The following is a 20,974-nucleotide window of genomic DNA, read 5'->3' as shown; positions in this document are numbered from 1 at the left end:
AAAGACATTCTAATCATTTAGTTAAGGACCGTTATGGCACAATTTGCAGTCATTGGTTTAGGCAGTTTTGGTGCAACTGTTGCACTTGAGCTTACTAAGCTAAATCATGATGTTATCGGCATAGACACCCAAAAACGTAATGTCGAAAACCTTGCAGACAAAATTACTCATGCGGTTATCGCAGATGCTACTGATGAACATGTACTAGATGAGTTGAATGTACAAAACTGTGATGCTGTTGTTGTTGCAATCGGTGAAGACATCGAAGCCAGCATTTTATGCGTGCTCAGTTTAAAAAATCTAGGAATAGATAAAATTTGGGTCAAAGCAAAAACCAAAGCACACCATACTATTTTATCTCATCTCAATATTAATAAAATTATTCATCCTGAAGAAGATATGGGTGTTCGCGTTGCACAGGCACTCAACTATCCAATGGTAAGTCGATATATGGCATTGGATGATGATCACTTTATTATTAAAGTTCCAATCAAAGAAAAATTACATGGTATTAATTTATCCGGCTTGATGCAGCTAGCACCTCACGTCAAACTTCTATTGGTTAAACGCAATAAAGATATCTTCTATGAAACGGACACCACCTTTACATTAAATAAAGGAGATGTACTTATCTTAGAAGGATTACTTGTAAATCTTAAAAAACTCTCTGAGTGTTTCCAATAAAATGACAACGAAAACACAGACACAAAAGATTTTTAATCTAAGTCCCCCGTCTCTTCTTGCCATCGGATTTCTTAGCTTTATCGTAATTGGAACTTTGTTACTTAAGCTTCCCATTTCGCATACTGGACAAATTTCTTGGATGGATGCCATTTTCACTGCGACCTCTGCCGTGACGATTACAGGCTTGTCTGTGGTTAATATTGGAGAGTCATATACACATTTTGGACAATTTATTATTCTGCTGATGATCCAGTCGGGTGGATTGGGTTTTATGACCTTTGCGATATTAGCAGCACTCAGTTTGTCTCCAAAAGTGGGCTTAAAGCAACAGATGATGGCACAAGAAAGCTTGGGACAAACAAGCTTATCGAAAGTCACTTTTATTGCTAAAGGTGTTGTGGCTTATACCATTTTCTTTGAGTTGATTGGCGCTATCATATTATCAACCAGCTTTATTCCTCTTTATGGGATACCCAAAGGACTCTACTATTCTGTTTTTTATAGTATCTCCGCTTTTAACAATGCTGGATTTTCTCTATTTGACAATGGACTGAGCAATTTTTATGGCAATTACTTTATTTGTCTCACCATTAGTCTTTTGTACATCTTAGGTGGAATCGGTTTTTTAGTTTTAATGGATATTAAACAGAATAAAAAATGGAGAAAACTTAGTCCAAACACCAAACTTGTTCTTAGTACCATCGTTATTATCAATATATTTGCCTTCATCATGATTTGGCTCTTAGAATCACGTAATCCGATGACATTAGGGTCAATGAGTCTTGGTGAACAAGCCGTCAATTCATGGTTTCAAGCCACGGTACCTCGTTCCTCGGGTTTCAATACAATTGACACAGGTTCAATGAATAACAGTACAACACTTCTCACTATGTTACTCATGTTTATTGGCGGTGGCTCTCTGAGTACTGCAGGCGGAATCAAAGTTGGAACCTTTGTCATTTTGGTGTTGTGTGTGGTTGCATTTCTGCGACGTAATGACGAAATCCGCATTTTTAATCACGCCATTTCGCAAGAAACGACCTATAAAGCCCTCGCTGTTGCGGCCATAACTGGAATGCTCATATTTCTTGGTGGCTTTATTATATTGATATTAGAACCTGAACTTGATGTACTGGACTTGATGTTCGAAGTGTTATCAGCCGCCTGTACCGTAGGACTGTCGAGAGGTGCGACTGGAGAATTACATGATGGCAGCCTACTTGTCCTGTGCCTATTGATGTTTACGGGTCGGCTAGGACCACTCACACTAGCTTATTTAATCGCTACTCCAAAAAAGAGTCGTTTAAAACACCCTACTGCAAATATTCAGATTGGGTGATGAGGATTGTCATTTAAGCGTGTTCAACAACAACGACTTGCCTACAAATACCATCAGCTTGGCGTTGTTGTTCAAATTCGTTTTTGGTCATTACATCAAAATGATCACAGAAACTAATTTGTTGTTCATCAATAGAATAAATTAAGGACTGATTTCCAACGCCTTGAAAAGTATCATAGAATACGATGACAAATTTCCCATGATCAAAGGCTTGCTGAATATCGAAGTAAGACAAAGCAGCTTGAACTGGAATGTTTAAACGCTCAGCATCAAGGTAACTTTGTCTTTCATTATCATCAATATTTGGATCAGGGTCGGTATAAAATGAGACCTTAAAACCTATTTTTTTTAATGCTACAGCTAAAGCAATGGTAAATGTACCTTCTTGCTGATCATGGCGACACAAACGAATTAGATCAGCAATATCAATATGGGTATCATATTGTTTTACAATCAACCAAACTGCAAATACACCACAATTTGCCTCTAGCTCCAGCAAAGGTTTAGGAATATTTAAGCCCATTTAATACCAATTCATCAGCGACACACCCAAACCGACATAAGTTGCTTTGTGATTATAGTCAATCAAACTTTCACCATAACCATCAAACAATTGGAAGTGTCCACGCAACTTGCCTGTAATAGGAAATCCCCAATCAAACTGAACCGCGCCATTCGAGCGATCTCCGCCTTTTAATGAATGTCGTAACATTAAAGAAAATTCATTATCACCCTTACGGTAAAATGCGGTTAAATCGCCACGACCAATATAATCCTTAATATCAGGGTTATTATCATCTTTGGCATCTTCTTCTACCCGATACCAAGGACGCAGCATAAGTGCGAAATTATCTTTTTCAAAACCAAGATTAAAAATCACACGGTTCCAACTACGAGATAACGGATCTGAACGACCATTTGATTGGTGGTTCAACGTGACACCAAGCAAACGCGCATTCAAACCTAAAATTTCATAATTGGTTCTAAACATCAAACTTGCTTCAGGTTCATAATTGGTCTCACGAAATGGTCGTGATTCTTCTGAATTATAAACTTGCCAGCGTGAAGATTGCGTATAGCCCAACCATAGATCACCATTATTCCCAAAGATATTTTCCCAAGCTTTGGTCTTTAATGAAAGCTGAAACTTGGCTTCAGATGACGTTAGATTTTGCTTCTCATCTACCGTATTTACAGGATTTGGACTGCTTGGAAATTCATTTTTATTACTGGTCCAAAATACAGGTAACAAATAGACTGGTTGATAGGCACGGATATTCCAAGCACCTAATTTACTTTCTTCTGAAAGCTCCCAGCGGCGGTCTAATAACGACACGTTTGGATCAAACTTTGGGGCTGGTCCTAATATGTGAAAATCACTGACTTTCTGTACAACTTTGTCTTTTAGTGACTCTGCTTGCGGACTTTCTTTACGCTCTACCACAGGCGCAGATGCAGCCAAAACAGGTTCTGGTGCTGGTTGCTCCACTGACTCGATAATGGTGGGTGCTTTAAAAAGACGGTCATAACATGCTAAACGGTCTGCATTGGATGCTAAAGCGACACAGGCTTCAGCAGTGGCTGGGCTTGCAGGTGCTGTCGCTTGTGCATTTGCCAATGACGTAGTGAGTGAACTGAGTATCGTAATAACACTCAGCCCAAGATGACTACGTTCAAATGATTTGAACGTCATAGATGTCTCCAACTTTTATTTTAATTAACCTGTTGAATATTAAAACCAAGTTGTTGTAAAGCCTCACGCTTTGCAAATGCAGCAACAACAGCTTTAACTGGTTTCTGTTCGAGTAAATATTGTTTCGCAACACGTTGCAAATCAGCCAAGGTTACATTTAACAAGCGTTCACGTAGTAATTTTCGGAATTTTGGTGTGCGTGCATGCAAATAAGCATAACAAGCAGTAATCGCCTCACCAGCTGGCGAACCTGGCTTATCCATGCTTGCAACAAGACCTAAAATCGCTTCCTCTAGTTGATACGGGTACTGTTCGCTGTTTAATAACCATTGAATACTTGCTTCAAAATCTTTAAAAGTTTCTTCTAAGCGAGGATCTCTATAGCTATAAAAACGGAATGAACACGCATTTCCATCATAGCTTGCTCCACCACCATATGCGCCACCTTTTTCACGAATCGCGCTATGCAAGAAACCGTTCCGTAAATAGGCTGCTAGCACCATCAAAGGCGCTGCATCAGGATGCGATACATCTACAGCTTGATAGGCAGATGCACAGAATTGTACATTTGCTTGAATTAACCATGCTTCATCAGTATTACTGTTGTCTTGCTCGATCTGGCTGAGCGTTACAGGTGTAGGATCAATTTCTAACTTATCCCAAACATTCTGAATTTCTTCAACTAATCGATCAGACTGATGCTCTTCACAGACCAATAAAAATTGTTTTGGAGCTTGTAATAACATCCGATGTATTGCTTGTAACTCAGTAATGAGTGCCTGATAAGCCTCATCATCTTTGTCAATCTTACTCACAAGATCACTGAGCCAATTTAAGGCACCTAAACCGGTATTATGATAATCACGGCGAGCCAATGCACTCATTTGACGAGATGCTGTTTGCATCGCATAGCTATGTCCAGAGCCCGACAAACGTGACTGCCAACGTGTTTTACGTTGTTGCAATAACTCGATAATCCGATCTTTCTCATCAAATCGAAGCTTTTCAAAAGCCAATTTCAATAACTGAATTGCATCAAGTTTTTGCGTAAGTGATTTAGTTGTCAGCGTCAACCAAGCACTAATACGATCCTTATCATCAACCTTACTTCGTAAAGATGCACCCATGCCCAAGCCACCGCTTACAGCGGTCTGAATTTGTTGTAACTCAAGATAATTGTATTCACCAGCACCCACTTCTCCCATCAAAATAGACAGTAAATTGAAGTATGGAGACTGAACAATTTCATCTGGGATTTCAATCAAAACTTGTTGATAATAAATACCATTGGTTCCAGCATGATAAAGATTTAAGGGTGTATCGAGACGATTGCAAATGATCTCTCGCAATTGACCTTGTACAATTTGTAGATCGGCAGGAATGTCCTCCAAACCAACTTTTGGCAACAACTCCAGATCGTCAGGTGTATCTTGACGTTTTTTAAGTGCATCTGTCTTTTTCTGAATCTCTAGTTTTTGCGCTTCTGTCAAATGCGCTGTGATTTCAGCCAAGCGCGCTTGTTCATCTTGTTGTTCTTTAACTGATTTGCTTGCATCTGGCACCAACGTCATTTGTACGCGATGTGGATTATCCAGCAAGTGTGTCTGTATTAAATTAGACAACCACATTGGATCTTTTAGCTCTTCTTTTACTTGCTCAATTGCTGAATCTACATCCCAGACGTGAATTGGGTCATTGTGGTGAATTGCACTACTCAAGCCATTCAAAATCAAACTTAAACCATAAGGTGTGCCATCACCATTGATTTCGCGTTGATGTAATTCAATTTGATGAAGAATTGCATCTACCAGATCTTGGTCAACAGGTTTAGATGCAACCTTGTTTAAAATATTTAAAACACCATTTTTGAAGGTTTCTGCATGCTCAGCATTGGAACCTTGTACGCCACAATAGAAAGTCATTTCAAAATTGCTATCATCAACACCCATAATTGGCCCTGTGGATTGAGCGTAACCACAAGTTTCTAGATAATGGCGCAATGGTGAAGCAGAGTTTTCTAATAAGATCCCTTCGACTAAACGCATGCCTAAGCGTAACTTAATATCGCTTGTTTCTGGCAATAACCAAGCCAGCACATGATAAGTTTTATCTTTTAAGTCTTCACTATCAACGGCATAAGATTCTGTAACTGTAATCGGCGCCGCTAAACGCTTCTCAGGTTTTGAATATAAAGTTGTACCTTGGGAAAACTTATGTAATGCCAAGTTTTCAAATTGCTCTTGTAGATCATAAGCACTTTGGTTACCAAAAGTCATAAATACAGCATTACTCGGATGATAATGCGTTTTATAGAAATCAACCAATTGCTCATAGCTCAAATCCGGGATGTCTTTAGGATCGCCACCAGAATTGTAATGATAAGTCGTTTCTGGGAACAAATGGTGCGCAAGTTGATGATAAAGCTGATCTGTAGGAGCACTCATCGCACCTTTCATTTCATTGAAAACGACACCTTTGTAAACGGCTTGATCATTTTCAAGTTCAATTCGAATTCCTTCCTGAGCAAAGTCCAAAGGATTCAAATTTGCAGAGAAAGCTGCATCTAAATAAACGGATAATAAATTTTGAAAATCTTTTTTATTCTGTGTTGCAAATGGATAAGCAGTCCAATCTGCTGCCGTAAATGCATTCATAAAAGTATTAAGTGAACGGCGAATCATGAGAAAGAATGGATCACGAACAGGAAATTTTTCAGAACCACATAATGCGGTATGTTCTAAAATATGTGCTGTCCCTTTCGAGTCCATAGGTTGAGTTCTAAATGCAACCAAAAAAACATTTTCATCATGGTTGGTGGCTAAGTGGTAATGAACCGCACCAGTAACTTTGTGTTTATATTCTAAAACGTGAATATCGAGTGCTTCTACATGATGTTGGCGTAATAACTGAAACGCTGGGTGTGTCGTTTTAGCAATACTTTCAGAAACATCGACAGTCATATGATCTCCAATTTATCTATTTAAATAGTTACTCTTGAGAGTCTACCGAAGAATCGTAATCGATATCCATGTAAATTAGTCTATTTTTGTAGAAAAATTCATCGACTGAGCAATATTCAGAATAAATACAGGAAACCACTCAACGCTTGATTTTTTCTGAACAACCTACAGTAATCCTGAGCATTAGTGTAAACTTTATGTTTTGATTTTTAATGTGATGACAAACATGGCAACTGTTGATCTTTTTGCAATTGGAAATGCGCTCATTGACCAAGAATTTAAAGTCTCAAATGAGTTTTTAACAGAACATGCTTTGCAAAAAGGCACTATGCAGTTAGCTGATGGTGAAACTCAATCTGCGTTATATCAAAAACTTCAAGATACGCAAACTTATAAAGGACAAGCAAGTGGCGGTTCAGCAGCGAATACAAGCGTAGCTTTTAGCGCTTTGGGTGGTACCGCTTTTTATGGTTGTCGCGTAGGTAATGACGAACTCGGTTCAATCTATTTGACGGGTTTAAACGAAGCTGGCATCAAAACAGCAACCCAATCCATCAGTGAAGGCGTCACTGGGACTTGTATGGTTCTGATTAGTCCAGATTCTGAACGTACCATGCAAACTTATCTTGGTATTACAGCTGAATTGACAGCTGAGCAGATCGACTTTGAACCATTAAAAACAGCGAAATGGCTCTACATTGAAGGCTATTTATCAACAAGTGACACAGCACGTGTAGCAGTAAAACAGGCACGAGCACTGGCTAAAGCCCATGGCGTTAAAGTTGCCTTGTCTCTTTCTGACCCAGCAATGGTGCAATATGCGCGATCAGGTTTAGAAGAACTTTTAGATGAAGGTGTTGACTTACTGTTCTGTAACGAACAAGAAGCTTTGATGTTTAGCAAAACAGATAATTTAAACGACGCCATTGAAGTTTTAAAAAATAAAAATCAACATATTGTGATTACACAAGGTGCTAAAGGCGCAGTAATTGTAGACGCAGCTCATCAGTTTCATGTCAATGGTCGTGCGGTAGAAGCTGTGGATACCAATGGTGCGGGTGATGCCTTTGCAGGTGCGTTTCTATATGCAATCAATGCTGGTTTAAGCTTGGAAGCAGCTGCTCAACTTGCTATTTTAATCTCTAGCGAAGTTGTTGCCCAGTTCGGTCCACGTTTATCGGTGGCTCATTACGAAGAACTCTTGGAACAATTTAAAAAAGCTCAACAGGAATGTGCTTAACATGGAAAAGATTTGCATGACTGAAGAAGTCCCTGAACGTGAATCTCGTGCATTTGACACGATGAAAGGGACAACTATTTTTATTACTCAAAAAGATGGTAGTTTTTATGCTTATCAAAATGTTTGCCCGCATTTGCAAACAGAACTTGAGTATTTAGAAAATCAGTTTTTAGATCAAGATCGAGAATATATACAATGCTCAACCCATGGTGCATTGTTTTCAGTGGAAACAGGTGAATGTATTTCTGGACCGTGTCTGGGTGACTTCCTTGAAAAAGTAAATTTGGAAGTCCACTCTGATGGTGGTATTTATATAGTTGATTGATTCCCAAATTAGAATTTTGCTATGACTGAGTTTTTTCTAAACTACTATCTGATGCCTTTTCACATGAGTGTAGTCGCTCTGATTCTACTCAGCATAGCAGAAACAGTGGGTATCTTGATTGGATTACGTCCAAGCCATCTTGTAAAAAAAATGATGCCTGAATGGATTTTAAACTCCCCCCTTTTAGATGTTAAGTTTTCAAAATATCTGATTGTTGTTTTTCTGCTAATCAATTTTAGTTTTGCAGGCTATTTTTTAGAACTCTCTTTTTTTGCAATTCAGCATTATTTCATTTCACCCTACTATTTATTTATTCCAGCATTCATCATCGACATCTTTTTTACAGTCTTTATGATTCACTGTCTGGATCAAGTCATTAAACCTAAAGTCATCCATACGCATGCTAATTTGGTTGGTCGTTTAGCGACGATTTCTACGGGCAATGCCCGTCCTGGCTTTTCTGCTCAAGCTCGTGTTCGTGATGAATTTGGACAGCTTTATTATGTGCAAGTCGAACCCGAATATGGGGAGCTAGAGCTACAATCTCAAGTATTATTAATAAGCCAAAGATCGAATGCACACTATCTTGCAAAAAAAATATCCATTTCAAATAAGCTTTTTACCGCTGATTAAGTGTTTGGAACTTGTTCTATGAGCCTTTGTTACAAAAATTAACAATAAATCATCCTAAAACCTCTCCTTTTCTATTTTTTTAATGCTGAGTAAATTTCGACAAGCGAACAAGATATTTGTATTTATTTATTCTTTAGATAAACCATAGTATTTTACTAGGTTTATCACATTTTAAACTTCAATGAAAAATAATTTTAAGACATAAAAACACAACTCTATGTAAACATTAAAATTTATTAAATCCCGAGTATTTTAATAAACTTATTCAACCTATAAAAAACATATACCCAACTATTTTAATAGGATTTTAAATAATTAAATATAAGCATTTTAGTCGGGTTTTATTTTATAACCAACTATTTTAGTAGGGAATCATTATATTAAAATATATAATAAATATATCTTTTTGAATTTAATAATTATTTATTGATAAATGTATTTAAAATACATTTAAATTTTATTTTTAATTATTTTTGATAAATAATACAAATATCTTAACTTTAATATGAAACTAGTTTTATGAACACACGTTCTCAAAACTCAAATCGGCGATTAATTCGAGAAATCACGATTATCCTTATTATTAAAGTGGCCCTTCTCTTGGTAATTAAACATATCTGGTTTGATGCACCAACAATTCCAAAAGATTTTAACAATCAAGTTGCCGAGCGTATTGCGGGTAACTTATCCAACACTCAGGAGACACGTTGATGATTTCTGAAAGCGTGGTCGATCTTTCGCGATTCCAATTTGCAATGACTGCGATGTATCACTTCATTTTTGTCCCTTTAACTTTAGGTCTTGCTTTTATCCTTGCCATTATGGAAACCACCTATGTGATTTCTGGTAAAGAAATTTATAAGGACATGACTAAATTTTGGGGAAAACTTTTTGGGATTAACTTTGCTTTAGGTGTAACCACTGGACTTACGATGGAATTCCAGTTCGGAACTAACTGGGCTTATTACTCACACTATGTCGGTGATATTTTCGGGGCACCGCTTGCAATTGAAGGCTTAATGGCTTTCTTCTTAGAATCTACTTTTATTGGCTTGTTTTTTTTCGGCTGGGATCGACTCTCAAAATTTCAGCATTTAGGGGTAACTTGGTTAGTCGCAATCGGTTCAAATATGTCCGCATTATGGATTTTGATTGCAAATGGTTGGATGCAAAACCCAGTCGGTGCTGCATTTAATTATGAAACCATGCGAATGGAACTTGTAGACTTTGCAGCCTTGATTTTTAATCCAGTTGCTCAGGTTAAATTCGTTCATACCGTATCTGCTGGTTATGTTACTGGTGCAATCTTTGTTCTAGCAATCTCTAGCTATTACTTATTGAAAAAAAGAGATTTACCTTTTGCACGCCGCTCTTTCGCTATCGCTGCAATCTTTGGTTTAGCTTCCACCTTATCTGTGATCTTACTTGGTGATGAATCAGGATACGAATTAGGTGATGTTCAAAAGACCAAACTTGCGGCTATTGAAGCTGAATGGCATACAGAACCAGCACCTGCTGCATTTACTTTATTTGGTATTCCAAACCAAGAAAAAATGCGGACTGACTATGCTATTAAAATCCCTTATGTCATGGGAATCATTGCAACTCGTTCTACTGACAAAGAAGTAACGGGTATTCATGATCTTATGAAACAGCATGAGATTCGTATCCGCAATGGTATGGTGGCCTATAGCGAATTGGAAAAACTTCGTGCTGGTGATCGCTCTCCAGAATTAATTGCCTCATTTGAGCAAAATCAAAAAGACCTTGGTTATGGCCTTTTATTAAAGAAATATGCTCCAAATGTTGTGGATGCGACTGAAGCACACATTCAAGCAGCGACCAAAGATACTATTCCAAATGTTGCAGCTTTGTTCTTCTCATTCCGTGCCATGGTGGCTTCAGGCTTCTTGATGCTTCTGCTCTTTATCTTAGCAACGTGGGCAGTGGCTAAACGCAATGCCGAAGATAAACCGTGGTTACTCAAATTTGCATTATTTTCTCTTCCACTCCCATGGATTGCAGCTCAAACAGGCTGGTATGTTGCTGAAGGTGGGCGTCAACCGTGGTCCATCGGTGAGATCTTACCGACACACCTGTCTGCATCAAGCATCAGTACGGGTGATGTATGGGGTTCAATTATTGCCCTCGCTGCGTTCTATACCGTTCTTCTCATCATTGAAATGTACTTGATGATCAAATTTGCACGTCTAGGTCCAAGTTCTTTACACACTGGTAAGTATCACTTTGAAAAATTTGAAGCCAAATCAGTGGAGGCTCAACCATGATCGAATATGAACTACTTAAAATTATCTGGTGGGTATTGGTTGGTGTTTTACTCATCGGCTTTGCGCTCACCGATGGATTCGATATGGGGGCAATGGCATTAATGCCATTTGTTGGTAAAACAGACAATGAACGACGTGCTGCAATCAATACGATTGCACCACACTGGGATGGTAATCAGGTTTGGTTTATTACCGCAGGCGGTGCGCTATTTGCCGCATGGCCCATGGTTTATGCTGTTGCCTTTTCAGGTATGTACTGGGCACTCCTATTGGTCTTGTTTGCACTATTTTTACGACCCGTTGGTTTTGACTATCGCTCTAAATTAGAAAACACGCAATGGCGTACCTCATGGGACTGGGGGCTATGTATCGGTGGTGCTGTTCCGGCTTTAGTATTTGGCGTGGCATTCGGTAATTTATTCTTAGGTGTCCCATTTGGCTTAGATGAAACCTTACGCTCTCAATATACAGGTAGCTTTTTTGCTCTCTTAAATCCGTTTGCCTTGGTTTGCGGTATTGTGAGCTTATCCATGCTCTGCGCTCATGGTGGTTCATGGTTGATGCTACGTACCGATGATGAATTATTTCATCGCTCTGCAAAAGCCACCCAATTGATGGCAACTGTTTTCCTTGTCTGCTTTTTAGCAGCAGGTGCTTGGTTATATTTCGGAAATATTGAAGGCTATAGTTACGCTACTGCAATAGATACCAATGCTGCACTCAACCCTCTTGCAAAAGAAGTCGTGACGAATGCAAACCATGGCTGGATGAATAATTATTCAACCTACCCAATCACTATAGCCGCGCCTATTGCTGCTATTTTGGGTGCACTACTTGCTCTTATCAGTGCAGGCAAACACAAAGCTGCTGCCAGCTTCACAGGTACAAGTTTAATGATCGTAGGTGCGATTCTTACTGCAGGATTTGCACTATTTCCCTTCCTGTTGCCATCCACCATCGACCCAGCCTCTAGCTTGACGATGTGGGATGCCGTATCCAGCCATAAAACGCTAGGAGTAATGACTGTTGCTGCTTGTATTTTTGTTCCGCTCATTTTGATCTATACCTCTTGGTCATATTACAAAATGTGGGGAGTGATTACGAACAACCACATCGAAGAAAATTCACATAGTTTGTACTGATTAAGGAGCGAAGAAATGTGGTACTTTGCATGGATCCTAGGGATTTTAATGGCATGTTTTGCTGGTGTACTCAGTGCACTATATATCGAACACCATCAAAATCTAGATGAGGAATCTTAAAATGGCAAAAGCAATGGCAACACCGAAAAATAGTAAAGCACATGTATTTGCAATGACCATTTCGTTTCTGTTGGCATTGCCACTTGCAGCTATTTTATTGGTTCATCCTGCATTAATGTTAGATGCGAACGGGCATTACAATCATAGTCTACTGATGTTGGTAATGATTGGTATTTCTGGTGGTTTCATTCATGGTGTAGGGTTTATTCCCAAATTTTGGTTATGGAAATGGTTATTTAGCCCATATATTGCATGGCCGCTCATGATACTTGGCTATTATATTTGGGTTGGCAATTAGATTTATAACAAACAAAGAAGTATCTTCAACCAAGATACTTCTTTGTTAATGTACAATTCATCACAATGCACATCCATTGTAATTACATTGCAGGTTTTAAGTATTTCTTCATTTCAATAAGCTGAATTGAAGCCAAAGGCAGGCCAACATCAGCATCTAAAGGATAAGGTAATATATTCCCCGTTTGCTGATAACCCCGACGTTGGTAATAAGTAACTAGTTCATGCCTTACATCTAAAACATACATGAATAGATTAGAAATCTGAGGATGATCAACAGTAATATAGTGTTCAACAAAACCGAGCATTTCACGGCCATAACCCACGTTCTGAATCATTGGTTTAATAGCAAATGTACCAATTTCAACGCTGATATCTTCAAACGTTAAACCAATACATGCAATTATTTGTTTTTGCTCATTTTCACCCACGAATAATTCAAACTGTTCTTTTTCTAACTCTTCATTTAATTGCTTTACTGTTATCCGATTTCCTTCAACCCAGATTTTCTCTGTCGTCCAACTTCGTCCTGACTGAGTTCTATACGCACTATTCAATAATTCAACAATTTGACCTACATCTTCCTTGATGGCTTTTCTGGTTTTTAACTTCATCATTTCTTGTTTATATCTATTTAATAAAAAAGCCGATGATAACATCGGCTTCATAAAACAAAAAATACACTAGTTACTTTGCCCAGCTAACCACGTCATAAATTTTTGACGTTCTGCTTTAGAAGCTTTCTGCCACAACTCAACCAATTGCTGATCAGTTGTGTTCGCAGTACTGTTTGTAACTACAGCTACAGGTTCAACAACTACTGGTTTTGCATTTGCGTATACAGCTGGAGGTTGATTAGCAGTATTGTTTTTATTCTTTTGTGTTAGATCAAGTGTACGACTCAACAGACCATTACCCGTAAACCATGGCTTTGCCTCATTATTAGCGCCAGTTTGTTGTACGATAATTTTTTTATTTTGGTCATACAGCGCAACTGTTGGCTGTTCTGCATATTTTTTTGCAGCTTCAAAATTTTTAGGGGCATCGACTAAACCCAAGCGATAACTTTGATTATCTTTTAAATTTGGTGCTTGAATGGTTACAACACCCGATCTCACGATATCATGCTCACCACTTAAATGCTCAAAATACTCACGATATCGAACATTAAGGGTTAAGTCGCCAGCATCAACTTGATAGTTATTTTTACTTGAAGGTAATAGACCTGAGTTTACTTCTTGACCATTCACCGCAACAATAACGATTTCTTCAGGAGCAGTGATTGTAACCGCTGAAAAAACTGAACCACTGAATAACAACCCTAAAGCAGCAATACCAACTCTTAAAGACATTAGACTTTTCTCGATATAAACTATTTATGAAACCGTATGCACTATGCTACGAGATTATGACTATTTTATGACAATAAGACGAACTGTCTATCTTAAAACTTCCACCTTCAAGTGATATATACTCATATTTTCCATCAAAGGCCATACCACTTTTGCCCAATTTCGCTGTTTTTTCTTATTACAAAAAAAAAGAGCGCATAACGCGCCCTTCTTATTACACGACAACTTAGTTAAAGGTTTTGAAGCGTGCTGAATCATCCATGTAGGTTTTTTCACCTGCTGGTGCTTCAATTGAGCCAAATACAAGCTGAGCACGTAGTTTCCAATTTGCTGGAATAGCAAAAGTTTCTGCAACTTCTTCGTCAATAATCGGGTTGTAATGCTGTAATGAAGCACCGATACCAATTTCAGCTAATGCAGTCCATGTTGCAAATTGTGCAATTGCACTTGAATGCTCTGACCATACTGGGAAGTTATCTGCATACAATGCAAATTGTTCTTGTAAACCCTTTACAACATCTTGATCTTCATAAAATAGCGCTGTACCAAAGCCAGCAGCAAAACTATCAATTTTTGCATTGGTGCTTTCAAAAGCTTCAGCGGGTACAATTTTACGTAATGTTTCACGAACGATATTCCAGAAGTTCGTATGCGATTCACCATATAAAGTCACAACACGAGATGTTTGTGAGTTAAAAGATGATGGACTTTGTTTTACCGCCTCACGAATCGTTTCTTCAATTGTTGCTTGATCAACAGAAACATTTTTACCAATGGCATAGATTGTACGACGTGCTTTGATACTATTTAAAAAGTTACTCATGTTGTTATTCCTACCTGTACCCGATGGGAGTTATCTTGGATTGAATGTAGTGTATAACGGCTCATTTTTCTGTAATAGTCTAAAAAACATAACAGATCGTTTCGATTTTGAAACAATATTATTTTTTAACCTGTAAAAAAGACCCCATGAAGGGGCCTTTTTAACAATATTTAGTTATTTATCTGTTTCAAACAATGCAGCAACAAATGATTTAGCTGAGAAAGGACGTAAATCGTCAATTTTCTCACCCACACCAATATAACGGATCGGTACATGCGTACGACTTGCGATATTGAAGAGTACGCCGCCTTTTGCAGTACCATCCAATTTCGTAATGGTAATACCCGTTAATCCAACTGCTTCATCAAAAAGTTGCACTTGATTAATCGCATTTTGACCAGTACCTGCATCAACAATCAACATAATTTCATGCGGTGCAGTTGCATCAATCTTTTGCATCACACGTTTCACTTTTTTAAGTTCTTCCATCAAATGCGATTTATTTTGCAAACGTCCAGCGGTATCTGCAATTAATACATCGATCCCTTTCGCACGGGCACTTTCAAAAGCATCAAAAATTACAGAAGCACTATCTGCACCATGGCCTTGTGCAACAACAGGGATATCATTACGCTCTCCCCAAATTTGTAGTTGCTCTGTGGCAGCCGCACGGAAAGTATCACCAGCGGCCAACATTACTTTCTTGCCTTCACCCTGCAAACGTTTCGCAAGCTTACCGATCGTTGTCGTTTTACCTACACCATTTACACCGACCATAAGAATCACATAAGGAGATTTATTTGGATCAATATGTAAAGGCTTAACACGTGGAGCAAGCAAAGCCACTAACTCTTCTTGCAATGCTTTATACAATGCATGTGAATAAATCAAATCGCCACGGGCTGTTCGCTCTGTCAAATTTGCAATAATCGTCTTTGTTGCATCTACACCGATATCAGCAACCAACAATTGTTCTTCAACTTCTTCTAATAATTCATCATCGATTTCTTTACCACCAATCAAGATGTTCACCATCCCATCCGTAAAACTACGGCGGGTTTTGGTTAAACCATCTTTCATACGACCAAAGAAACCACCTGATTTTTCTTCTTCAACAACTGGCGCAGTTGCCTCAGGTACAGGAGCGGACGTTTCTTCTACCGTTTTTGGCGCTACAGGTTCAATAATCGGAACATCGACAGCAGGTAAACTTGGCAAGGTAACATCATCATCACCGATGTCAGCATCTATCAAGAATTTATTTTGAATATTCGATTGCTGTTGCATGTCGATTCCTTGAAAATAAAGCAGCTTTTAAAAAGATCGTCAGTCTAGCACAAATTGATCTCATTTTCCCGACCGACATAAACCATTCATTTATCATTAAAAATAGTGATTTAAAACTACTCATCTTCTCGTGCCATTGCTGGGTATTGTTTAATTCGATTTGATTCAAATTGATAAGCATGCATGAGACGTAAATAGCTAAATTTTTTAATTGGTGGAGAGTTTAAAATTTCTTTTGCCATCGCCTGAGTTCTAGGATGACTTGCCTGTAGAGATAACTGAATTATGTGATCGATTTGTAAGTCGTTCACTGGACGTTGTAAAGCTTTATAGCCCACAATAAAAAAAGAAAAAATAACAACAAGGACCAAAATATTAAAAAATCGGTCTAGTGTAAGTCCATACTTAGACTGCATAATTTTATGTTTAGAAATGATAGACAACATAACCAACCTCAGTGTTATGAAGCAGTGTATGTATCTACCTCACTTAGAGCAAGTCTCAACTTCAATCTACACCTATTAAAGTATGCGTTAAAGACTGTTTTTCAATCAATAACGCAACACCCACGGAGAAATCAAAATTAACTTGTCAGTGTACGTACAAAGGCAAAATACAAAATAAATGCAATGAATACCAAGGTTATAAATATTGCAAACATTCCGACGCCGCTTTCAGCGTCCGCAGGATGCAAATCATCTTCATCTGCAATCCTCAGTAGCTCACCATTGTATATTTCATAAAAGCGTTCTTTTTCTTGAGGGCTAAGATTAATCGCAAAATCATAAACACGTTTACGTTGCGCCAAACAATAATCACCTAGATGAATCTCTTGATGAAAAACTGCCTCATCAAGTAACTTACGATGATGATGTGCTAAAGCAACAATTTGATTCTCAGTTGGTGGCATATCGAAGTTTAAACCATCGATTATGTATGACATATTTTTCTCCTTATCTCTTCTTCTCACTTTGATTTTACTCAAAATTATTTGCAGTGAATGTTTCATCGTGTAAGCTTTTATTTAAAACAAATAAAAATCTGTTTAGTCACTTTAGTTATTTGACAATTCAATTAATTTTGTCATAATAAGTTCACAAACAAGTGATAAATTAGCTTAAATTCGGAGCAATGTAGCTTTGAATAGAATATGCGGTAATCATAATTAAAATAAGGAGTTATATATGATTCAACATTTTACACAACATGAACTAGAGCATGTTTATGCAAATGCGGTAAATACAATTCAATCGCAAAAAAACTTTCAAGACGCTGTAAAAGATCTTGAACAAGTTGCACAAGCAGGTCACGGTAAAGCAGCATTATTTTTAGCAGAATTGTACTATCAAGGTTTTCGAGTCGAACGAGATTCATTAAAAGCCCAATACTGGCAAAAGATGGCAACCTTGCAAGCATAAAGAGACGTCACCTAGGTGGCGTTTTTTAATCCTTGTATAAAAGCAATGTATCAATAATACCCCTATTTATCTTGCGCTACATCAAAGCTATAGTCGTTTTGCAGAACTTACTTAGTTGGTTGTGCAATACCAAGAATATTTGCTTACGATTTTGATGAAGAGTTTAAACATAAATGCCATCTAGATTTCTTATAATAAAACATAAGTTTAAATAAGCTCAGTTTAACGACATGTATCGGTTCAATCATTTCAAACCAGTCTCGCGAGAGTTGATGATTAAAATATCAATTCTAAAAACAATGATGTATTGCGGAGTTCTTTGGGGTCTTTATCATGAAGGTTGGGCGATTAAGTCCGATCAAAATGGACATTTATTCCCCTTCTGGCTCAATGGTGTTCAAGCGCATCGCTATGCTCAGTCGAATTGGAAACACTATAAACCACGTAAAATCACATCAAAGGATTTTCATGAATCCCTACTTCCCCTACTTACACGTTTGCAGGTAGAACCAGCTTTATTTAATTCATCTCATTGCAAATTTAAACTCTCTACACAGCAGATGCAGCACTTTTTCTTCATGCATCATCAAACAGCTATTGCTGTTTAGGAGAAATTAGCGACATCAATGCATATTTTTATTCAGAATATGTTTAAAAAGTCATCATTAAGCTGCAATTAGGGCTTTGCAATTAAAAAAAATACCGTTAAGTTAAATGAAAACGACAATACAACACAGGTGGAATAAACAATGACAATCGTTGCTCAAGTCATCAAAAATAAAGCTGAACAATCCATTTTTACAATCTCACCAAATTCGACTGTACTTGAAGCAATTAAAATTATGGCAGACAAAGGTGTTGGTGCTTTAGTCGTTGCAGAGGATGAAAAAGTCATTGGGATTTTTTCTGAACGTGACTATACCCGTAAGATTGCATTGATGGAACGTTCATCAAATAGCACATTGGTTGCTGATATTATGACTTCTAAAGTCATCACCGTAGGTTTAAACAACACAGTTGAAGAATGCTTACAGCTAATGACGGATCGTCATTTGCGTCATTTACCAGTATTAGAAAATGACAAACTGGTTGGTTTTATTTCTATCGGTGATTTAGTGAAAGCAGCTATGGACGATCAACGTATTCTAATTGAACAATTACAACAATATATTTCAGGCTAGATTTTCGAATTATCAAAAAATGGGCAATTTTTAAATTGCCCATTTTTTTAAATATAAGACTTATGCGGCTAAAAAGTTTTGAATGGCAGGAACAAGACGCTGTAATAATTCATCTGCCTGTGCTTGAGTCATATTTAACGGTGGTAATAGACGAACAACTGAACCCGCAGTTACATTGATAATCAATTTATACTGATCACGTGCAATCGCAACTAATTCAGCACAATCCTTAGGGAGTTGAATACCGATCATCATACCAAAACCGCGCACTTGGACATTGTTTTCAGCAAGTTGTGTTCTTAGTTGATCAACTATATATGCCCCTACTGTAGCAGCATTCTCTACTGCATTTTCCTGCTGAATCGTATCAATTACGGTATAAACCACACGTGAACCCAATACAGTTCCGCCATAAGTTGAACCATGACTACCAGCGCCGAGTATTCCAACAGCTTTTCCTTGGGTCATCACAGCACCTACGGGAAATCCATTACCTAAACCTTTAGCAGTCGTCATTACATCAGGAATAATACTGGTGTGTTGATAAGCAAAATATTTACCAGTACGTCCATTTCCAGTTTGGATCTCATCGAGCATCATCAGCCAATTATGCTGATTACATAACGCACGTACTTCTTCTAGATAACTAAAACCTTGCGGTGCAGTATTGACACCACCTTCACCTTGAATTGGTTCAATCAGGATCGCAACAATATCGGGATGGTGAATCGCTGCTTCTTGAATTGCTTCAATATCTCCAAAAGGCACACGAACAAAGCCGTCGACTAATGGCGCAAAACCTTCTTGAACTTTCTTATTGCCTGTCGCTGACAAAGTTGCCAGTGTACGTCCATGGAACGATTGCTCAGCTACGATAATTTTAGGATTCGCAATCCCTTGTTGTGAGCCAAACTTACGTGCAATTTTAATTGCACCCTCGTTTGACTCAGCACCACTGTTCGAAAAGAAAATTTCTTCCATACCAGAGACTTCAGCAAGTTTCTGCGCTGCTGCAGTTTGCCAAGGGATTTCAAATAAATTACTGGTATGTACTAATGTTGCAGCTTGTTCAGCAATAGCAGATGCAATCACTGGATGTGCATGCCCTAAACCACATACTGCAATCCCCGTCAAAGCATCGAGATATTCTGTCCCTTCTGCTGTATATAAATACGCCCCTCGTCCTCGCACAAAACTGATCGCTTGGCGACCATAGGTTGCCATAAGATGTGACGGTTGATCAGGTTGCACAGGAGCAAGAGTAATATTTGTCATAACAAACTCAATCTATCAGTAGTTGTGTGGAAAAAAGTTATATAAGCAAAAACTTGCATAGATTGAAAGCATAAACTCACATTTATACAAGAAAAATCTTAGGCAATGCTCGGCGAAGCGATTTTTTTAGGTATATAATGTCGGAAGTTTAGTTGAGGATCTATCTAATGACGGAACAAGCGCGTGATACAGTAGCGTTAATTTGTGATCAAATTGCGAAACACCCTGTTTTACTTTACATGAAAGGCACTCCACAATTCCCGCAATGTGGTTTTTCTGCTCGTGCAGTAGAAGCACTTAGCCAAATTGGTCGTCCATTTGCCTATGTAAATATCCTAGAAAATCAAGATATTCGTGCAACTTTACCTCAAATTGCAAACTGGCCTACTTTTCCACAACTTTGGATTAATGGCGAGTTAATTGGTGGTAGCGATATCATGCTTGAAATGTTCCAAAATGGTGAGTTAAAACCATTAGTAGAACAATACAGCCCAGCGCCTGAAGCATAAGCTATCAAGCAAAAAGCCAATCATATGATTGGCTTTTTTATTGGAAATTGAGAATAGAAAGTCTTAGTCTTTACTAAACCCGATATAACGAAACATCCCTTCCACGCCCAAATCTGCTTTAAAAATCTGTATATTTAAGTATTTTGCCTGAGTCACTGTTGCATAGATGTTCATATTAGGATCATCGTGAATTTCATCCACTGATTGAGACAAAGCTGCTTCAAAACGATCAGCAATGAACTCAAACCCTAAATCCATTGCCATAAACAAAGTATGTTCACATGGTTGTATATATTGCTCTTGCGTCCAATCTAAAACTGCTTGGTCACAATAAGGACAGCTAATATTCGCACTAGCATCAGATACTTCAAAGAGTTGATAAGTCATATTTATCGATCATAAAAATTT

At 38.0% G+C, this 20,974-nt stretch carries 25 protein-coding genes; 14 read left to right on the top strand and 11 right to left on the bottom strand.

Translation table 11 applies throughout. The features are described from left to right. The first annotated feature begins 33 nt into the window (after positions 1–33). Together DK207_RS08155 and DK207_RS08150 are read left to right on the top strand one after the other, a co-directional pair. Complete coding sequence (locus DK207_RS08155) at positions 34–684, top strand: potassium channel family protein (RefSeq protein ID WP_004639247.1); 651 nt, start codon at positions 34–36, stop codon at positions 682–684. 1 nt (position 685) lies between these two features. Further along, positions 686–2,023, top strand: a complete 1,338-nt coding sequence (locus DK207_RS08150) for a TrkH family potassium uptake protein (protein ID WP_109440734.1) — start codon at positions 686–688, stop codon at positions 2,021–2,023. Between the two features lie 13 nt (positions 2,024–2,036). Here DK207_RS08150 and DK207_RS08145 read toward each other — a convergent pair whose 3' ends face one another. The 3 genes from DK207_RS08145 to DK207_RS08135 are packed head-to-tail and all read right to left on the bottom strand — an operon-like array spanning position 2,037 to position 6,676. After that, positions 2,037–2,546: a cysteine peptidase family C39 domain-containing protein gene (locus DK207_RS08145; RefSeq protein ID WP_109440733.1), complete on the bottom strand. Its 510-nt coding sequence runs from the start codon at positions 2,544–2,546 to the stop codon at positions 2,037–2,039. Then, positions 2,547–3,716 (bottom strand): phospholipase A, encoded by a 1,170-nt coding sequence (locus DK207_RS08140; protein ID WP_109440732.1) that lies wholly within the window; start codon positions 3,714–3,716, stop codon positions 2,547–2,549. Positions 3,717–3,736: 20 nt separating this feature from the next. Next, entirely contained in the window at positions 3,737–6,676 is a 2,940-nt protein-coding gene (locus DK207_RS08135; protein WP_109440731.1) for an insulinase family protein, read from the bottom strand. A 226-nt stretch (positions 6,677–6,902) separates the two neighbouring features. On the opposite strand from DK207_RS08135, the gene DK207_RS08130 reads away from it, so the two are divergent. From DK207_RS08130 to DK207_RS08095, 8 genes are all read left to right on the top strand, one after another. Then, positions 6,903–7,916, top strand: a complete 1,014-nt coding sequence (locus tag DK207_RS08130; RefSeq protein ID WP_109440730.1) for an adenosine kinase — start codon at positions 6,903–6,905, stop codon at positions 7,914–7,916. Positions 7,917–7,932: 16 nt separating this feature from the next. Then, positions 7,933–8,241: a Rieske (2Fe-2S) protein gene (locus DK207_RS08125; RefSeq protein WP_109440769.1), complete on the top strand. Its 309-nt coding sequence runs from the start codon at positions 7,933–7,935 to the stop codon at positions 8,239–8,241. Positions 8,242–8,262: 21 nt separating this feature from the next. Continuing rightward, positions 8,263–8,874 carry an OB-fold-containig protein gene (locus tag DK207_RS08120; RefSeq protein WP_109440729.1) on the top strand — a complete coding sequence of 204 codons (612 nt, stop codon included), beginning with the start codon at positions 8,263–8,265 and terminating at the stop codon, positions 8,872–8,874. Positions 8,875–9,393: 519 nt separating this feature from the next. Continuing rightward, on the top strand, positions 9,394–9,585 hold the full coding sequence (cydP, locus tag DK207_RS08115) for a cytochrome oxidase putative small subunit CydP (protein WP_109440728.1): 192 nt from the start codon (positions 9,394–9,396) through the stop codon (positions 9,583–9,585). Continuing rightward, a complete protein-coding gene (locus DK207_RS08110) occupies positions 9,585–11,162 on the top strand; it encodes a cytochrome ubiquinol oxidase subunit I (RefSeq protein ID WP_109440727.1) in 1,578 nt (525 codons plus the stop codon). Before cydP ends, DK207_RS08110 begins: the two co-directional genes overlap by 1 nt. Beyond that, positions 11,159–12,304: a cytochrome d ubiquinol oxidase subunit II gene (cydB, locus tag DK207_RS08105; RefSeq protein WP_109440726.1), complete on the top strand. Its 1,146-nt coding sequence runs from the start codon at positions 11,159–11,161 to the stop codon at positions 12,302–12,304. The genes DK207_RS08110 and cydB overlap by 4 nt, the downstream gene beginning before the upstream one ends. Before the next feature lie 15 nt (positions 12,305–12,319). Next, on the top strand, positions 12,320–12,424 hold the full coding sequence (gene cydX / locus DK207_RS08100) for a cytochrome bd-I oxidase subunit CydX (protein ID WP_005080515.1): 105 nt from the start codon (positions 12,320–12,322) through the stop codon (positions 12,422–12,424). Between the two features lies 1 nt (position 12,425). After that, entirely contained in the window at positions 12,426–12,722 is a 297-nt protein-coding gene (locus tag DK207_RS08095; RefSeq protein ID WP_109440725.1) for a cyd operon YbgE family protein, read from the top strand. 82 nt (positions 12,723–12,804) lie between these two features. Here DK207_RS08095 and DK207_RS08090 read toward each other — a convergent pair whose 3' ends face one another. From DK207_RS08090 to DK207_RS08065, 6 genes are all read right to left on the bottom strand, one after another. Further along, positions 12,805–13,380, bottom strand: a complete 576-nt coding sequence (locus DK207_RS08090; protein WP_109440724.1) for a GNAT family N-acetyltransferase — start codon at positions 13,378–13,380, stop codon at positions 12,805–12,807. Between the two features lie 24 nt (positions 13,381–13,404). Continuing rightward, complete coding sequence (locus tag DK207_RS08085; protein WP_109440723.1) at positions 13,405–14,073, bottom strand: DUF2057 family protein; 669 nt, start codon at positions 14,071–14,073, stop codon at positions 13,405–13,407. A 226-nt stretch (positions 14,074–14,299) separates the two neighbouring features. Further along, positions 14,300–14,896, bottom strand: a complete 597-nt coding sequence (locus DK207_RS08080) for a nitroreductase family protein (RefSeq protein ID WP_109440722.1) — start codon at positions 14,894–14,896, stop codon at positions 14,300–14,302. A gap of 174 nt (positions 14,897–15,070) precedes the next feature. Next, the gene (gene ftsY, locus DK207_RS08075; protein ID WP_109440721.1) at positions 15,071–16,183 is read right to left on the bottom strand and encodes a signal recognition particle-docking protein FtsY; all 1,113 of its coding nucleotides are present in this window, start codon (positions 16,181–16,183) and stop codon (positions 15,071–15,073) included. A 116-nt stretch (positions 16,184–16,299) separates the two neighbouring features. Continuing rightward, positions 16,300–16,629 carry a hypothetical protein gene (locus DK207_RS08070; RefSeq protein ID WP_109440720.1) on the bottom strand — a complete coding sequence of 110 codons (330 nt, stop codon included), beginning with the start codon at positions 16,627–16,629 and terminating at the stop codon, positions 16,300–16,302. A 137-nt stretch (positions 16,630–16,766) separates the two neighbouring features. Beyond that, positions 16,767–17,126, bottom strand: coding sequence for a hypothetical protein (locus tag DK207_RS08065; RefSeq protein ID WP_109440719.1), 360 nt, complete (start codon positions 17,124–17,126; stop codon positions 16,767–16,769). 241 nt (positions 17,127–17,367) lie between these two features. Here DK207_RS08065 and DK207_RS08060 point away from each other — a divergent pair, with 241 nt between their 5' ends. The 3 genes from DK207_RS08060 (at position 17,368) to DK207_RS08050 (ending at position 18,782) form a co-directional block, all read left to right on the top strand. Next, positions 17,368–17,601 carry a hypothetical protein gene (locus DK207_RS08060; protein ID WP_005090384.1) on the top strand — a complete coding sequence of 78 codons (234 nt, stop codon included), beginning with the start codon at positions 17,368–17,370 and terminating at the stop codon, positions 17,599–17,601. Between the two features lie 230 nt (positions 17,602–17,831). Beyond that, positions 17,832–18,209 carry a DUF2750 domain-containing protein gene (locus DK207_RS08055; RefSeq protein ID WP_109440718.1) on the top strand — a complete coding sequence of 126 codons (378 nt, stop codon included), beginning with the start codon at positions 17,832–17,834 and terminating at the stop codon, positions 18,207–18,209. A gap of 141 nt (positions 18,210–18,350) precedes the next feature. After that, the gene (locus tag DK207_RS08050; RefSeq protein WP_109440717.1) at positions 18,351–18,782 is read left to right on the top strand and encodes a CBS domain-containing protein; all 432 of its coding nucleotides are present in this window, start codon (positions 18,351–18,353) and stop codon (positions 18,780–18,782) included. A 60-nt stretch (positions 18,783–18,842) separates the two neighbouring features. On the opposite strand, the gene DK207_RS08045 is transcribed toward DK207_RS08050, so the two are convergent. Beyond that, complete coding sequence (locus DK207_RS08045; protein ID WP_109440716.1) at positions 18,843–20,057, bottom strand: aspartate aminotransferase family protein; 1,215 nt, start codon at positions 20,055–20,057, stop codon at positions 18,843–18,845. 167 nt (positions 20,058–20,224) lie between these two features. On the opposite strand from DK207_RS08045, the gene grxD reads away from it, so the two are divergent. Continuing rightward, on the top strand, positions 20,225–20,566 hold the full coding sequence (grxD, locus tag DK207_RS08040) for a Grx4 family monothiol glutaredoxin (RefSeq protein ID WP_109440715.1): 342 nt from the start codon (positions 20,225–20,227) through the stop codon (positions 20,564–20,566). Positions 20,567–20,629: 63 nt separating this feature from the next. Here the strand turns inward: grxD and DK207_RS08035 are convergent, their stop codons facing one another. Beyond that, a complete protein-coding gene (locus tag DK207_RS08035; RefSeq protein WP_005080492.1) occupies positions 20,630–20,953 on the bottom strand; it encodes a hypothetical protein in 324 nt (107 codons plus the stop codon). Positions 20,954–20,974: the final 21 nt, after the last annotated feature.

Origin of the sequence: Acinetobacter haemolyticus (assembly GCF_900406815.1) — a bacterium.
GTDB classification, from domain to species: Bacteria; Pseudomonadota; Gammaproteobacteria; order Pseudomonadales; family Moraxellaceae; genus Acinetobacter; species Acinetobacter haemolyticus_A.
Note: the sequence above shows the minus strand (reverse complement) of the source record. Positions and strands in the feature narration are given on the sequence as shown.

Coding starts and splice junctions, on each gene's coding strand:
- DK207_RS08155 (WP_004639247.1), top strand. CDS start 34: ATGGCACAATTTGCAGTCATTGGTTTAGGCAGTTTTGGTGCAACTGTT.
- DK207_RS08150 (WP_109440734.1), top strand. CDS start 686: ATGACAACGAAAACACAGACACAAAAGATTTTTAATCTAAGTCCCCCG.
- DK207_RS08145 (WP_109440733.1), bottom strand. CDS start 2,546: ATGGGCTTAAATATTCCTAAACCTTTGCTGGAGCTAGAGGCAAATTGT.
- DK207_RS08140 (WP_109440732.1), bottom strand. CDS start 3,716: ATGACGTTCAAATCATTTGAACGTAGTCATCTTGGGCTGAGTGTTATT.
- DK207_RS08135 (WP_109440731.1), bottom strand. CDS start 6,676: ATGACTGTCGATGTTTCTGAAAGTATTGCTAAAACGACACACCCAGCG.
- DK207_RS08130 (WP_109440730.1), top strand. CDS start 6,903: ATGGCAACTGTTGATCTTTTTGCAATTGGAAATGCGCTCATTGACCAA.
- DK207_RS08125 (WP_109440769.1), top strand. CDS start 7,933: ATGACTGAAGAAGTCCCTGAACGTGAATCTCGTGCATTTGACACGATG.
- DK207_RS08120 (WP_109440729.1), top strand. CDS start 8,263: ATGACTGAGTTTTTTCTAAACTACTATCTGATGCCTTTTCACATGAGT.
- cydP (WP_109440728.1), top strand. CDS start 9,394: ATGAACACACGTTCTCAAAACTCAAATCGGCGATTAATTCGAGAAATC.
- DK207_RS08110 (WP_109440727.1), top strand. CDS start 9,585: ATGATTTCTGAAAGCGTGGTCGATCTTTCGCGATTCCAATTTGCAATG.
- cydB (WP_109440726.1), top strand. CDS start 11,159: ATGATCGAATATGAACTACTTAAAATTATCTGGTGGGTATTGGTTGGT.
- cydX (WP_005080515.1), top strand. CDS start 12,320: ATGTGGTACTTTGCATGGATCCTAGGGATTTTAATGGCATGTTTTGCT.
- DK207_RS08095 (WP_109440725.1), top strand. CDS start 12,426: ATGGCAAAAGCAATGGCAACACCGAAAAATAGTAAAGCACATGTATTT.
- DK207_RS08090 (WP_109440724.1), bottom strand. CDS start 13,380: ATGTTATCATCGGCTTTTTTATTAAATAGATATAAACAAGAAATGATG.
- DK207_RS08085 (WP_109440723.1), bottom strand. CDS start 14,073: ATGTCTTTAAGAGTTGGTATTGCTGCTTTAGGGTTGTTATTCAGTGGT.
- DK207_RS08080 (WP_109440722.1), bottom strand. CDS start 14,896: ATGAGTAACTTTTTAAATAGTATCAAAGCACGTCGTACAATCTATGCC.
- ftsY (WP_109440721.1), bottom strand. CDS start 16,183: ATGCAACAGCAATCGAATATTCAAAATAAATTCTTGATAGATGCTGAC.
- DK207_RS08070 (WP_109440720.1), bottom strand. CDS start 16,629: ATGTTGTCTATCATTTCTAAACATAAAATTATGCAGTCTAAGTATGGA.
- DK207_RS08065 (WP_109440719.1), bottom strand. CDS start 17,126: ATGTCATACATAATCGATGGTTTAAACTTCGATATGCCACCAACTGAG.
- DK207_RS08060 (WP_005090384.1), top strand. CDS start 17,368: ATGATTCAACATTTTACACAACATGAACTAGAGCATGTTTATGCAAAT.
- DK207_RS08055 (WP_109440718.1), top strand. CDS start 17,832: ATGTATCGGTTCAATCATTTCAAACCAGTCTCGCGAGAGTTGATGATT.
- DK207_RS08050 (WP_109440717.1), top strand. CDS start 18,351: ATGACAATCGTTGCTCAAGTCATCAAAAATAAAGCTGAACAATCCATT.
- DK207_RS08045 (WP_109440716.1), bottom strand. CDS start 20,057: ATGACAAATATTACTCTTGCTCCTGTGCAACCTGATCAACCGTCACAT.
- grxD (WP_109440715.1), top strand. CDS start 20,225: ATGACGGAACAAGCGCGTGATACAGTAGCGTTAATTTGTGATCAAATT.
- DK207_RS08035 (WP_005080492.1), bottom strand. CDS start 20,953: ATGACTTATCAACTCTTTGAAGTATCTGATGCTAGTGCGAATATTAGC.